A 13,003-nucleotide genomic window follows, 5' to 3' on the forward strand; every position below is an offset into this window, starting at 1 on the left:
GAGCAGGCTCGCTCCCACATTGGATTTGTGTCGGGTCGGATATTGCAGGCGCACGCAATTCCCTGTGGGAGCGAGCCTGCTCGCGAAAGCTGTCTGAGGGGCGATGCAGAAACGACTGCCTCGCCCCCCATCCACTTAGAAGAAACCCAACGGATTGATGTCGTAGCTCACCAGCAGGTTTTTCGTTTGCTGATAGTGATCGAGCATCATCTTGTGCGTCTCACGCCCCACGCCGGACTTCTTGTACCCGCCAAACGCGGCATGCGCCGGATACAGGTGGTAGCAGTTGGTCCACACACGACCGGCCTTGATCGCGCGGCCCATGCGGTAGGCGCGGTTGATGTCGCGAGTCCACAGACCGGCGCCGAGGCCGAATTCGGTGTCGTTGGCGATCGCCAGCGCTTCGGCTTCGTCCTTGAACGTGGTGATGCTTACCACCGGGCCGAAGATTTCTTCCTGGAACACGCGCATCTTGTTGGTGCCCTTGAGCAGGGTCGGCTGGATGTAATAGCCGGTCGACAGATTGCCCTCGAGTTTTTCCACCTTGCCGCCGGTCAACAGCTCGGCACCTTCGCCCTTGGCAATTTCCAGGTACGAAAGAATCTTGTCGAATTGTTGCTCGGACGCCTGCGCGCCGACCATGGTGTCGGTGTCCAGCGGATCGCCACGTTTGATTTGCAGGACTTTTTTCATCACGACGGCCATGAACTCGTCGTAGATCGATTCCTGTACCAGTGCGCGCGATGGGCAGGTGCAGACTTCGCCTTGGTTGAAGAACGCCAGCACCAGACCTTCAGCGGCTTTCTCAATGAACGTCGGCTCGGCCTGCATGATGTCTTCGAAGAAGATGTTCGGCGACTTGCCGCCCAGTTCCACGGTCGACGGAATGATGTTCTCTGCCGCGCATTTCATGATGTGCGAGCCAACCGGGGTCGAGCCGGTGAAGGCAATCTTGGCGATGCGTTTACTGGTGGCCAGTGCTTCGCCGGCCTCTTTGCCATAGCCCTGAACAATGTTCAGTACGCCCGGCGGCAGCAGATCGCCGATCAGTTCCAGCAACACGGTGATGCCCAGCGGGGTTTGCTCGGCAGGCTTGAGTACCACGCAGTTACCGGCGGCCAGCGCTGGCGCGAGTTTCCACGCGGCCATCAGGATCGGGAAGTTCCACGGGATGATCTGCCCGACCACGCCCAGCGGTTCATGAATGTGATACGCCACAGTGTTGCCGTCGATTTCGGCAGCGCTGCCCTCCTGGGCGCGCAGGCAGCCAGCGAAGTAGCGGAAATGGTCGGCGGCCAGCGGGATGTCGGCGTTGAGGGTTTCGCGGATGGCTTTGCCGTTGTCCCAGGTTTCGGTGATCGCCAGCAATTCGAGGTTCTGTTCGATGCGGTCGGCGATTTTCAGCAGGATCAGCGAGCGTGCCTGCACGGAAGTGGAGCCCCATGCATCGGCTGCGGCGTGAGCGGCGTCCAGTGCCTTGTCGATGTCTTCGGCAGTGGAGCGCGGGAATTCGGCAATCGGTTGGCCATTCACTGGCGAGGTGTTGGTGAAGTACTGACCTTTGACAGGCGCGACGAACTCGCCGCCGATGTAGTTACCATACTTGGCTTTGAACGAAACTTTGGCGCCTTCAGTACCGGGGTGAGCGTAACGCATGATGATGTTCTCCTTGGCTTTGTACTTATTAGAGAAACGCGCAAGTGCGCTTGCTATAAGCGTAGAGCAAGGGTCGGGCCACTGCCGTGCGGAGCCGTGAAATCAAGGGGTTGGCAGGTTTTTGTCGGACGAGCGGAATGGCGCTGTGACGCTATCGGTACAGGCGGGGTGACAGTTTGTACCGCTTTTGGCACAGCCTGTGACCGGGCAGTCTTGCCAGCATTGCAATGGTGCTTGAGCTGGAGGATGCTCAACCCACAGCAACCCCTGTAGGAGCTGCCGAAGGCTGCGATCTTTTGATTTTGCTTTTTTGCAGATCAAGATCAAAAGATCGTCCGAACGCGGCCCGAGCCTTCGGCAGCTCCTACATGAGGTGTGCGTTGACCTTTCGGGGAGAACAATAAGAGATGCACGACAACCATTTGAGTCGCCATGCCCAGCAGGTTCTCACCGTCAGTCAGGGCAAACCGCACTTGCACGGGCCCGGAGCTGATCCGTCGATCGCCCGCTCGTGGCTGCGCTGTCTTGAGGACTATCACCTCGACCCGGCGCTAAGCATCGCGCCGACCGTGCTCGAACATGGCCGCGTCCTCGAAAGCCGTGAACGTCTGCAACAAGTGCTGCAGATCGCCGGCAATGAAATGAGCAGCCTCCATCAACAGCTTTCGGGCGCCGGCCACGCGGTGTTGCTGACCGACGCGCGCGGAGTGATCCTCAATTGCGTCACCGCACCCGCTGAACGGAAGATTTTCGAACGCGCCGGTCTCTGGCTCGGTGCCGACTGGAGCGAAGCCTGCGAAGGCACCAATGGCATCGGCACTTGCCTGGTCGAGCGTCAGGCGCTGACCATTCATCAGGACGAACACTTTCGCGGACGCCACACCGGCCTGACCTGTTCGGCGAGCCCGGTGTTTGATCCGCATGGCGAACTGTTGGCGGTGCTCGACGTGTCCTCGGCCCGTCACGATGTCTCGCGGCAGAGCCAGTTCCACACCATGGCGCTGGTCAATCTGTCGGCGAAGATGATCGAGAGCTGCTACTTCCTGCGCTGTTTTGATAACCAATGGTTGCTGCGTTTCCACCTTCAGGCCGAATCGGTCGGGCTGTTCAGCGAAGGTTTGCTGGCGTTTGACGGCGAAGGTCGGATCAGCGCGGTTAATCAGAGTGCGCTGAACCTGCTCGGGCATATTCGCGGCGGGCTATTAGGGAAACCGGTCGAGGCGTTTTTCGATTGTTCGCTGGATGAGTTGCTCGGCCGCGCCAGCGCGAATGCCAGCGCCAGTTGGCCGCTGCGCACCCGTGACGGGCGCCATCTGTTTGCTGTGTTGCGCGGTGAATCGCGTAAACCCGCGCCGATCATGCCGCTCGCAAAAATTATCGAAGCGCCGCGCCTGTCCGGGATCTGTCTGGGTGACGCCGCGCTGCAAGCGGACTTTCGCAAAGCACTGCGCGTGTTCGAGCGGGATGTGCCGCTGCTGATCAATGGCGAAACCGGCTCGGGTAAAGAGGCGTTCGCCAAAGCTGTGCACCAGGCCAGTCAGCGCTCGGACAAAGCCTTTGTCGCGCTCAACTGTGCGGCGATCCCTGAAAGTCTGATTGAGAGCGAGCTGTTCGGTTATCGCGGCGGCAGTTTCACCGGCGCCCGCAAGGACGGTATGCGCGGCAAGTTGCAGCAGGCCGATGGCGGCACGTTGTTCCTCGATGAGATTGGCGATATGCCGTTGGCCTTGCAGACGCGATTGTTGCGGGTGTTGGAGGATCGGCAGGTGGTGCCGATCGGTGGCGAACCGGAATCGGTCAACGTGCGCATCATCAGCGCGACGCACCGCAATCTGTTGGCGCGGGTTGAGGACGGCAGCTTTCGCGAGGATTTGTATTACCGCTTGAACGGGCTGGAAGTGGCGTTGCCGGCGCTGCGTGAACGCAGTGATAAATCGCAGTTGCTGGATTTTCTGCTGGCCGAAGAGGCGGCCGGCGAAACGATCCAGATTGAAGAGCCAGCACGGCAGGCGTTATTGGCGTTCAACTGGCCGGGGAACGTGCGGCAGTTGCGTAATGTGCTGCGCACGTTGGCGGCGTTGTGTGATGAGGGGCGGATCGGGGTGGACGATTTGCCGGTGATGATTCGGCAGGTGCGGGTGGCGGTTTTGCAACCTGATGTATCTGAGCATCCGTTGGAAGATGCTGAGCGGGTTGCGCTGCTTAAAACGCTGGAGCAGACGCGCTGGCATATGACGCATACGGCTGAGCAGTTGGGAGTTAGCCGTAATACGCTTTACAGGAAGCTGCGTAAGCATGGGATTGAGCGGCGGGTCAGTTAGAAGGCCCTCACCCTAGCCCTCTCCCGAAGGGAGAGGGGACTGACCGAGTTGATTGGGCAAGTTACGCCGACCTGAATCATCAGCGTGAACTTAGGATTTGAAAGCAACACAGATCGGCTCCCTCTACCTCGGGAGAGGGCTGGGGTGAGGGGCGACAATCCACAGCCGAACACAAATGCCATTCCCGCCCCATCACCTAAAGAGTGCGATTTCCCCCTCCCTACGCTAACCTGCGGCCATGTTTTACGAGGTCGACTATGCACATTCATATTCTGGGTATCTGCGGGACTTTCATGGGCTCGATGGCGGTTCTGGCCAAAGAGCTGGGCCATCACGTGACCGGCTCCGACGCCAACGTCTATCCGCCGATGAGCACGCAGCTTGAAGCCCAAGGCATTCAACTGACGCAAGGTTACGACCCGGCGCAACTCGATCCGGCACCGGATCTGGTGGTTATCGGCAATGCCATGTCGCGCGGCAATCCGGCGGTGGAATATGTGCTGAACAAAGGCCTGCCGTACGTTTCCGGCCCGCAGTGGCTGGCTGATCACGTGCTGCAAGGTCGCTGGGTGCTGGCGGTTGCCGGCACGCATGGCAAAACCACCACCAGTAGCATGCTCGCCTGGGTGCTGGAACACGCCGGCATGAGCCCGGGTTTCCTCATCGGTGGTGTGCCGCAGAATTTCTCGGTGTCGGCGCGACTGGGCGGTACGCCGTTCTTCGTGATCGAGGCCGACGAATACGACAGCGCGTTCTTCGACAAGCGCTCGAAATTCGTTCACTACCGTCCGCGCACCGCGATCCTCAACAACCTCGAGTTCGATCACGCTGACATCTTCCCGGATCTGCCGGCGATCGAGCGGCAATTCCATCACTTGGTGCGCACCATTCCGAGTGAAGGCCTGGTCATCCATCCGACCACCGAGCCTGCTTTGCAGCGGGTGATCGAAATGGGTTGCTGGACACCGGTGCAGACCACCGGTGCTGGCGGCCAGTGGCAGGTCAAACTGTTGAGCGAAGACGGTTCGGCATTTGAGGTGATGTTTGAAGGCGTGTCGCAAGGCACTGTCGAGTGGGAACTGACCGGCCAGCACAACGTTGCCAACGCCTTGGCGGCTTTGGCAGCGGCGCGGCATGTTGGCGTGGTGCCATCGATGGGCATCGCCGGTTTGAGCGCGTTCAAAAACGTCAAACGTCGTATGGAGAAAGTCGCCGAAGTGCGCGGCATCACCATTTACGACGACTTCGCTCACCACCCGACCGCCATCGCCACGACCCTCGACGGCCTGCGCAAACGCATCGGCGATGCTCCACTGATCGCGATCATCGAACCGCGCTCCAACTCGATGAAGCTCGGCGCGCACCGTGACGGCTTGCCGGCCAGCGTGGTCGATGCCGATCAAGTGATCTGGTACGCCCCGGCCAACCTCGGCTGGGATCTGGCTGGCACCGCCGCGTTGTGCACCGTGCCGTCGATTGTCAGCGATTCGCTGGAAGGCATCATCGAACGCGTGAAGAGCCAGGCCCAGCCCGGCACTCACGTGGTGATCATGAGCAACGGCGGCTTCGGCGGCCTGCACGGCAAACTCGCCGAGGCGCTGCAATGAACACTTTTTCGCAGGGCAACGGCCCGGAGCGCATAACGCTGGCGATGACCGGCGCCTCGGGCGCGCAGTACGGTTTGCGCCTGCTCGATTGTCTGGTGCGCGAAGATCGCGAAGTGCATTTTTTGATCTCCAAGGCTGCGCAACTGGTCATGGCCACCGAGACTGATGTCACGCTGCCGCCGAAACCGCAGATGATGCAGGCGTTCCTCACCGAATACACAGGGGCGGCCGCCGGGCAGATCCGCGTGTATGGTAAGGAAGACTGGATGTCGCCGGTGGCTTCGGGCTCTGGCGCACCGGCGGCGATGGTCGTGGTGCCATGCTCGACGGGCACGTTGTCGGCGATTGCCACGGGCGCCTGCAACAATTTGATCGAACGCGCTGCTGATGTGACGTTGAAGGAGCGTCGCCAGTTGATTCTGGTGCCGCGTGAAGCGCCGTATTCGAGCATTCATCTGGAGCACATGCTCAAACTGTCGAACATGGGCGTGACCATTCTGCCGGCGTCGCCGGGTTTCTATCACCAGCCGCAGACGATTGATGATTTGATCGATTTCGTTGTGGCGCGGATTCTCAATCTGCTCGGTATTCCGCAGGACATGCTGCCGCGTTGGGGTGAGCATCATTTGAGCAGCGATGAATAAGCTGCTGCTGATCGGGCTGGTGGTGTTGCTGACCGGGTGCGCCACGGCGCGCACCTTGGATGCGGCGAAACCGGGCGCGCCGGTGGTGTACTCCGGGACGCGGCTGGATTTGTACGCGATGAATGGCGGGTGCTGCGCGATGGATCGGTTCGGGGCTGAGGCGCCGAGCTATCCGGGGGTGGATCTGCCGGGGAGTGCATTGCTCGATACGTTGTTGTTGCCGTTGTCGCTTCTTACCGTGATCGGCGTGAGTTTTCAGGCAGCAGGCGGATTGTAGTTAGACAGATCGTTCCCACGCTCCGCGTGGTAACGCCTCCGGTGACGCTCTGCGTCACGCTTTGGGACGCAGAGCGTCCGTGGCTGCATTCCCACGCAGAGCGTGGGAACGATCATGCGGCGGAAGATTATTTGCCGAGTTTGCGCAAATCATCCGACTCAATCACCCGAACCCCATCCTGTTCTTCCAGCGCCAATCGCCACATCGCCCGCGCCAGTTGGCACGCCTCGATGCCGCGATATTTACCCGGAATCAGCTTCGACAACGGCCCGGCCAACTGCTCGGCCAGTCGCGGTTCAGTGCGTTCGCCCAACAACAGCGAAGGCCGGCAAATGGTCAGCTGCGGCCAGTCCTGTGCACGCAAGGCCTGCTCCATTTCGCCTTTGACCCGGTTATAGAACACCGATGACTTCGGATCCGCGCCGATCGCGCTGATCACGATCAGATGCCGCGCGCCCATCTCCCGCGCGCGCTTGGCAAACGCCACGACCATGTCCAGATCGACCGCGCGAAACGCCGCTTCGGAGCCTGCCTGTTTGATCGTGGTGCCGAGGCAGCAATAGGCGATATCGACGCGGCCGCTGAGTTGCGGCAGAAACGCCTGTGGATCGCCGACCGGGTTTTCCAGGTGCGGATGTTCCGCCAATGGCCGACGCGACGGGGCGAGCACGCGAGAAATCGTTGGCTCGTTGAGCAAACGGTCGAGTAGATGTTCACCGGTCAAACCGGTGGCTCCGGCAAGCAATACGTGCTGAGGCGTCAAGTACATAGTGTCTCTCCCTTGATACTGTTCAGCTTAGTTGCTCTTTGTCGCTCCGTCGTTCAATGCAGCACTTTGCAAAGCTTTTCTTGCTTGCTGTTTGCGCAGCGTTTGCCAGTGCGACAGCACGGTTTTCGGCGCCCAGATCTGCGGCTCCGAGGCTTCGAAATTGTCCGCCAGTTCACGCTCGGCGACGGTGGCCTTGGCCAGTTTGAAGGCTTGCTCCAGATCATCGGTCTGGTTCAGTGCCTGGGCGAACAGTGCATCGCCGAAGTAGGTGAAGTTGGCCTCTTCCGAACAGCCGAAGGACACCCGATCGGCGCGCGAGGCGGTCATGATCAGCGTGCGTTCGTCTTTCAGCGCCGGGATGAAACCGCCGGAGTAGCACGAGGAAATCACGATGATCTTGTCGCGATTTTTCAGCGGCGCGAGCACTGCAGCGAGTTCGTCGGCGGGCAAGTCGGCCAGTTCCATGCGCGGTTGATCGAGCACCAGTTCATGTTCGGCGGTGCCGTGGCTGGTCAGGTAGATGAACAGCAAATCTTCCGGGCCGCTGCGTTCGGCGAGGGTTTGCGCGGCGCGGCGCAGGTTCTCGCGGGTGGCCATCGGCCGGTCGCCGAGGTGGTCGCGGTGGTTGACCAGACGGATCTGGCCGTAGGCACCGAAGCGCGTATTGAGCATGTTGGCGACATAATCGGATTCGCGCAGGAACACACTCTGCTTGCCGTCGCCGCCGAGGGTCAGCGTGTACAGCTCGACCGCCGGGGTCGAGGCGGGAATGGCGGCCAAGGCGTCTTCGAGCAGGCGGCCCTGAGCAAGCAAACCGAGCTCAAGTGTATCGGGCAGCAACTTGCCGTCGGCATCGCGCACGCGCTGGCCGTTGATCCAGGTGCCGCTCATGACGCTGCCATCGGTGAGCACCAGAGTGCCGCGCCCCGAGTAACTGTCGTTGTCGAAACCGCCGATGTAGAAACTGCCATCAGACAGATTCAAACGGCCCGGCCCACTGAAACGCCAGTCGCTGAACGAGCCGATGTAGTGGCTGCCGTCGGCGCCGATCAGTTCGCCCTTGCCGGTCAGCGCGCCTTCTTTGAACTGGCCGAGCCAGACATCGCCGTCAGCGTTTTCGTAGCGGCCCTTGCCGTGCAATTGATTGTTCTTGAAGCCGCCGACGTAGATGTCACCGTCAGCGCTGTTGAACGTGCCGTTGCCTTCCAGCTGACCGTTGACGAAATGCCCGCTGAACGTGTTGCCGCTGGAGTCGCCGCGCTGGCCTTCGCCGTTGGGTTTGCCGTGGGCGAACTGGCCTTGATAGGAGCTGCCGTCGTCCATTTCCAGACGACCGAGTCCGGAATACTGGTCAGCCTTGAACTCGCCACGGTAGGTCATGGCGTTTTCTTTCAGCGTGCCTTCACCGTCGCGTCGGCCCTGTTTGAAACCACCGGTGTAGCTGCTGGCGTTGGTGGTCAGGCTGCCCTGACCGTCGAACAAGCCTTGCTGGAACTGGCCGCGATAGACCTCGCCATTGCTGCCGTGCCATTCGCCCTGACCATGCCACTGACCTTTGTCGAATTGCCCGGCGTACCAACTGCCATTGGGATAATCGACGCGCCCCTGACCTTGCAGCAAGCCATCGACCAGTTCGCCACGATAGCGTCCGCCGTCCGGCAGACGCGCATCCGGGGGCAACAGCGATTCGCCGTCGCCGCACGCGGTGAGCATCAGGGTCAAGGCAATGGGTGCGAGGGAAGCGAGTGAGCGCATAGCGGGATCCGGGCAATTAGGCGACCGAGTATGCCGCAGCTATGCGTCGCATATATAGAGACGTGACGCGAAACAGCGTGCGCTGCTTCGCATCCGGAACGCTTAGACGAAGCAGAGCGACAGTGGCTCAGCGATATAGGCCGGTTTGTCCGAGCCTTCTATCTCCAGTGTTGCCGTTGCTTTGAGCAGCCATTGGCCGGGTTTTTTCTCGGTCACTTCGCCCAGATCGACCTTGAGACGAACTTTCGAATTGACCTTCACTGGCTGGATGAAACGCACGCTGTCCAGCCCATAGTTGACCACCATCTTCACGCCTTGCGGCAGGATGAGGATGTCTTCCATCAATTTCGGGATCAGAGACAACGACAGGAAACCGTGGGCAATGGTGCTGCCAAATGGCGTTTGCGCGGCTTTGACCGGGTCGACGTGAATGAACTGAAAATCCCCGGTGGCTTCGGCGAACAGGTTGATGCGCTCCTGATCGATGGTGAGCCATTCGGAACGTCCGAGTTCCTTGCCGACATAATCTTTGAGCTCTGCAACTGGAACATAGGGCATTGAGACTCTCCTTGGGTTCATCGGTTTTATAGTTTTTCAGGTGGGGGATTTGACCGCCCTGCGAACCACTGTAGATCAACATGGCAATTTGCTGCGGTCAACTGACCATGCTTTTGGCGAATGCCGATCCATAGCGCAGGCGTGCTTATAATGCCGGCGATGAACGGGAGAGAGACGGGGAGAGAAGTCGGATGTTGTTACGTGGCCTGACCATGCTGGTGCTGTTTCAACTGCTCGGCACGGCACTCAATCATTTGCTGTTGCCGGTGCTGCCGGGGCCGATTATCGGCCTGCTGCTGTTGCTGATCTTCCTGATCATTCGCGGTGAAGTCGGCGAACCGCTGAACCTCGCGGCCGGCAGTCTGCTGCGTTATCTGCCATTGCTGCTGGTGCCGCCAGCGGTGGGCGTGATGGTGTATGCGAGCGACATTGCCGCTGATTTTTGGGCAATCGCCGGTGCGCTGGTGTTGTCGCTGGTCTTGTCGATGGCCTTCGCCGGTGTGCTGATGCAGCGCATGGTCAAGCGTCACGCGCCGCCGTCGGAGGAGTCCTGATGCTCTTCGATTGGCAAGGTGCCTGGGCCTCGGTCATCCATCATCCATTGTTCGGCATCGGCATCACCCTCGGCGCCTATCAACTGGTGTTGGCGGCGTTCGAGAAAACCCGCTGGATCTTTCTGCAACCGGTGCTGGTCTCCATGCTGTTGGTGATCGGCGTATTGCTCGGCTGCGGCCTGACCTACGCCGAATACCGCAAGAGCACCGAGATCCTCAGCATTCTGCTCGGCCCGGCGACCGTGGCACTGGCGGTGCCGCTGTATCTCAACCTGCGGCGCATTCGCCAATTGTTCTGGCCGATTTTTACTACGCTGGTGATAGGCGGGGTGGTCGCTACCGGGATGGGCGTGCTGTTGGGCTGGTGGTTCGGCGCCGAGCACATGATCTTGATGACCATGGCGCCGAAGTCGGTGACCTCGCCGATCGCCATGCTGGTCGCCGAACAGATCGGCGGCGTCGCGGCGCTGGCGGCGGTGTTTGTGTTGATCACCGGGGTGATCGGCGCGATCTTCGGCCCGGCGCTGTTGACCCGTCTGGGTGTACACAGCCCCGAAGCGCGCGGCATGGCGCTGGGCATGACCGCCCACGCGGTCGGCACCTCGGTGGCGTTGCAGGAAAGTGATGAGTGCGGCGCGTTTGCGGCGCTGGCGATGAGTCTGATGGGCGTGGCCACGGCGGTGTTCCTGCCGTTGGCGGTGTCGATGGTGGTGTAAGGAAATGTCTATGAGTCTGCCGCTTTTCCCGCTGAACACAGTGCTGTTTCCTGGTTGCAATCTCGACTTGCAGATCTTCGAAGCGCGCTACCTGGACATGATCGGCCGCTGCATGAAACAGGGCGGTGGTTTCGGTGTGGTGTGCATTCTGCAGGGCAGCGAAGTCGGGCTGGCGCCGGAGGGCTATGCGCTGGTCGGCTGCGAGGCGCGCATTACCGATTTCCAGCAGCAGGACAACGGTTTGCTGGGGATTCGCGTGCAGGGCGGGCGGCGTTTCAACGTGTTGCGCACTGAAGTGCAGCGCGATCAGTTGATTCTTGCCGACGTCGAATGGCTCGACGATGAACCCGAGCAACCGCTGCAGGACGAGGACGCCGATCTGGTCGCGCTGCTCAAAGCGCTGGCCGAACACCCGATGGTCGAAGCGCTGAACATGGGCACTGACGCGCTCGGTCAGCAGTCGTTGGCCAATCAGTTGGCGTATCTGCTGCCGTTCGCCGAAGAAGACAAGATCGATCTGCTGCAACTCGACGATCCGCAGCAGCGACTGGATGCGATCCAGGCGCTGCTTGATGAATTGCAGGGCGAGTTGTTTGCCTGACCCATCGCAAAAGATCGCAGCCTGCGGCAGCTCCTACACGGTTTGATTCCACATGCGCGCGATGTATCGGGCGTGAAATGAAATCCCATGTAGGAGCTGCCGAAGGCTGCGATCTTTTGATCTTCAATACGCGTAACGCAACATCGTGTTCGGCAAATGCCTAAACACAAACAAACTGAACAACACCAGCAACGCCGGCAGAACCAGCCACCAGACCTTGAACGGCATGGCATTCAGCGGCTCTTTGCGCTGGCTCAACCACAACCCCGCCGCACACACGCACGCCGCGAGCATCGCGCCGGCGAGAATGTCCGTCGGCCAATGCGCCCCCAGATACACCCGCGACAAGGCAATCGACAGAGCCGGAATGCAACCGACAAAGAGCCAGGTCAGGCGCATGCGTGGCGGTTGGCCGCGACCAGCCAACACCGCGAGCACCAGAAACAGCGCGAAAGACCCCGACGCGTGGCCGCTCGGCATGCTGTAACTGGTCAGCGGATCACTCAGTACTTCCGGACGCACCCGGGCAAAAAACATCTTGGTGCCGGTATTGAGCATCGCTGTGCAGAGCAACACGCCGCCGGCGAAGATTGCTTGGCGCCATTGCCGGCACAGCAGCAGCAGGCCGGTGAGCAGGGCGCTGAACATCAGCATGTTGCGGAATTCGCCGATCAGGGTGAACGTCACCGCGATCTCATCGAGCAGCGGCTGGCGATGTTCCTGCACCAACGTCATCACGCCTTGGTCGAGCGCCGTCAGGTACGGGTAACCGATGAACAGGCCGATCAGGATCAACAGGCTCATGCTGCTGATCCAGATCGTCGCGCGACGATGGCGGCGCAGGCTGCTGTTGACGCTGAGGCCGACCATGACCGCAATGCTCGCGGCGACAATCCCGGCCTGTAGCCAGAAACCTTCCGGCAGCGGCAGACGAATCGCCGCGCCAGTGGCCCAGCCTGGCAGCAGATAGGCGACGCTCCAGCCGGCGGCGGCCAGCAGGCTGACAGCGGCAAAACGCGGGAACGGCATGTCGCACATGCCGGCGACCATTGGCAGCATTGGTCGCAACGGGCCGATAAAACGACCGACCAGCAAACTGGCGATGCCGTAACGCTGGAAATAGCTTTCTGCGCCGGCCATCCATTCCGGGTGATGGCGCAAGCCCGGCAGACGGCGGATGTTCTGGTGGAAGTGGCGACCGAGGAAATACGAAATCGCATCGCCGAGAATCCCGCCGAGGAAACCCAGCAGCAAGGTTTCGCTCAACGACAGCGCACCGCTGCCGGCCAACACGGCCACGGCAAACAACAACACCGTGCCGGGCACGATCAATCCGGCAATCGCCAGGCATTCCACGCAGGCAACAATGAACACCGCTACGGCCAGCCACTGCGGATTGGCCGCCAGCCAACCGGTCACGCTATCGAGCCATGGGCCCATACCAAAAAACTCCAAACCATTGATGATCCCCTGTAGGAGCTGCCGAAGGCTGCGATCTTTTGATCCTGATCCTTGAAACAAGATCAAAAGATCGCAGCCTTCGGC

12 protein-coding genes are annotated in these 13,003 nt (G+C 60.5%); 7 read left to right on the forward strand and 5 right to left on the reverse strand.

The genetic code is table 11. The features are described 5' to 3' along the window. Positions 1-135: 135 nt before the first annotated feature. On the reverse strand, positions 136-1,656 hold the full coding sequence (locus tag QMX93_RS26585; RefSeq protein ID WP_282358493.1) for an aldehyde dehydrogenase family protein: 1,521 nt from the start codon (positions 1,654-1,656) through the stop codon (positions 136-138). 407 nt (positions 1,657-2,063) lie between these two features. Here QMX93_RS26585 and QMX93_RS26590 point away from each other — a divergent pair, with 407 nt between their 5' ends. From QMX93_RS26590 to QMX93_RS26605, 4 genes are all read left to right on the forward strand, one after another. Beyond that, positions 2,064-3,977: a sigma-54-dependent Fis family transcriptional regulator gene (locus QMX93_RS26590; protein WP_282358494.1), complete on the forward strand. Its 1,914-nt coding sequence runs from the start codon at positions 2,064-2,066 to the stop codon at positions 3,975-3,977. 257 nt (positions 3,978-4,234) lie between these two features. Continuing rightward, positions 4,235-5,584 (forward strand): UDP-N-acetylmuramate:L-alanyl-gamma-D-glutamyl-meso-diaminopimelate ligase, encoded by a 1,350-nt coding sequence (mpl, locus tag QMX93_RS26595; RefSeq protein ID WP_008083666.1) that lies wholly within the window; start codon positions 4,235-4,237, stop codon positions 5,582-5,584. Further along, positions 5,581-6,228, forward strand: a complete 648-nt coding sequence (gene ubiX / locus QMX93_RS26600; RefSeq protein WP_053124202.1) for a flavin prenyltransferase UbiX — start codon at positions 5,581-5,583, stop codon at positions 6,226-6,228. Before mpl ends, ubiX begins: the two co-directional genes overlap by 4 nt. Beyond that, a complete protein-coding gene (locus QMX93_RS26605) occupies positions 6,221-6,505 on the forward strand; it encodes a YceK/YidQ family lipoprotein (protein ID WP_282358495.1) in 285 nt (94 codons plus the stop codon). The genes ubiX and QMX93_RS26605 overlap by 8 nt, the downstream gene beginning before the upstream one ends. A 127-nt stretch (positions 6,506-6,632) precedes the next feature. Here the strand turns inward: QMX93_RS26605 and QMX93_RS26610 are convergent, their stop codons facing one another. The 3 genes from QMX93_RS26610 to QMX93_RS26620 form a co-directional block, all read right to left on the reverse strand. Continuing rightward, entirely contained in the window at positions 6,633-7,274 is a 642-nt protein-coding gene (locus QMX93_RS26610) for an oxidoreductase (protein ID WP_053124198.1), read from the reverse strand. Positions 7,275-7,301: 27 nt separating this feature from the next. Then, positions 7,302-9,029 (reverse strand): C13 family peptidase, encoded by a 1,728-nt coding sequence (locus tag QMX93_RS26615; protein WP_282358505.1) that lies wholly within the window; start codon positions 9,027-9,029, stop codon positions 7,302-7,304. A gap of 102 nt (positions 9,030-9,131) precedes the next feature. Further along, positions 9,132-9,587 carry a MaoC family dehydratase gene (locus QMX93_RS26620; RefSeq protein ID WP_282358506.1) on the reverse strand — a complete coding sequence of 152 codons (456 nt, stop codon included), beginning with the start codon at positions 9,585-9,587 and terminating at the stop codon, positions 9,132-9,134. Between the two features lie 191 nt (positions 9,588-9,778). Here QMX93_RS26620 and QMX93_RS26625 point away from each other — a divergent pair, with 191 nt between their 5' ends. Genes QMX93_RS26625 through QMX93_RS26635 form a run of 3 tightly spaced genes read left to right on the forward strand, consistent with a single transcriptional unit; the run spans position 9,779 to position 11,458 of the window. After that, positions 9,779-10,141, forward strand: coding sequence for a CidA/LrgA family protein (locus QMX93_RS26625; RefSeq protein ID WP_212545739.1), 363 nt, complete (start codon positions 9,779-9,781; stop codon positions 10,139-10,141). Then, the gene (locus QMX93_RS26630; protein ID WP_159814964.1) at positions 10,141-10,857 is read left to right on the forward strand and encodes an LrgB family protein; all 717 of its coding nucleotides are present in this window, start codon (positions 10,141-10,143) and stop codon (positions 10,855-10,857) included. Before QMX93_RS26625 ends, QMX93_RS26630 begins: the two co-directional genes overlap by 1 nt. Positions 10,858-10,867: 10 nt before the next feature. Continuing rightward, complete coding sequence (locus QMX93_RS26635; protein ID WP_053124190.1) at positions 10,868-11,458, forward strand: LON peptidase substrate-binding domain-containing protein; 591 nt, start codon at positions 10,868-10,870, stop codon at positions 11,456-11,458. Between the two features lie 123 nt (positions 11,459-11,581). On the opposite strand, the gene QMX93_RS26640 is transcribed toward QMX93_RS26635, so the two are convergent. Beyond that, positions 11,582-12,898 (reverse strand): bifunctional DedA family/phosphatase PAP2 family protein, encoded by a 1,317-nt coding sequence (locus QMX93_RS26640; protein WP_282358507.1) that lies wholly within the window; start codon positions 12,896-12,898, stop codon positions 11,582-11,584. Positions 12,899-13,003: the final 105 nt, after the last annotated feature.

The sequence above is a fragment of the Pseudomonas sp. PS01303 genome (assembly GCF_029959385.1).
GTDB lineage: Bacteria > Pseudomonadota > Gammaproteobacteria > Pseudomonadales > Pseudomonadaceae > Aquipseudomonas > Aquipseudomonas rustica.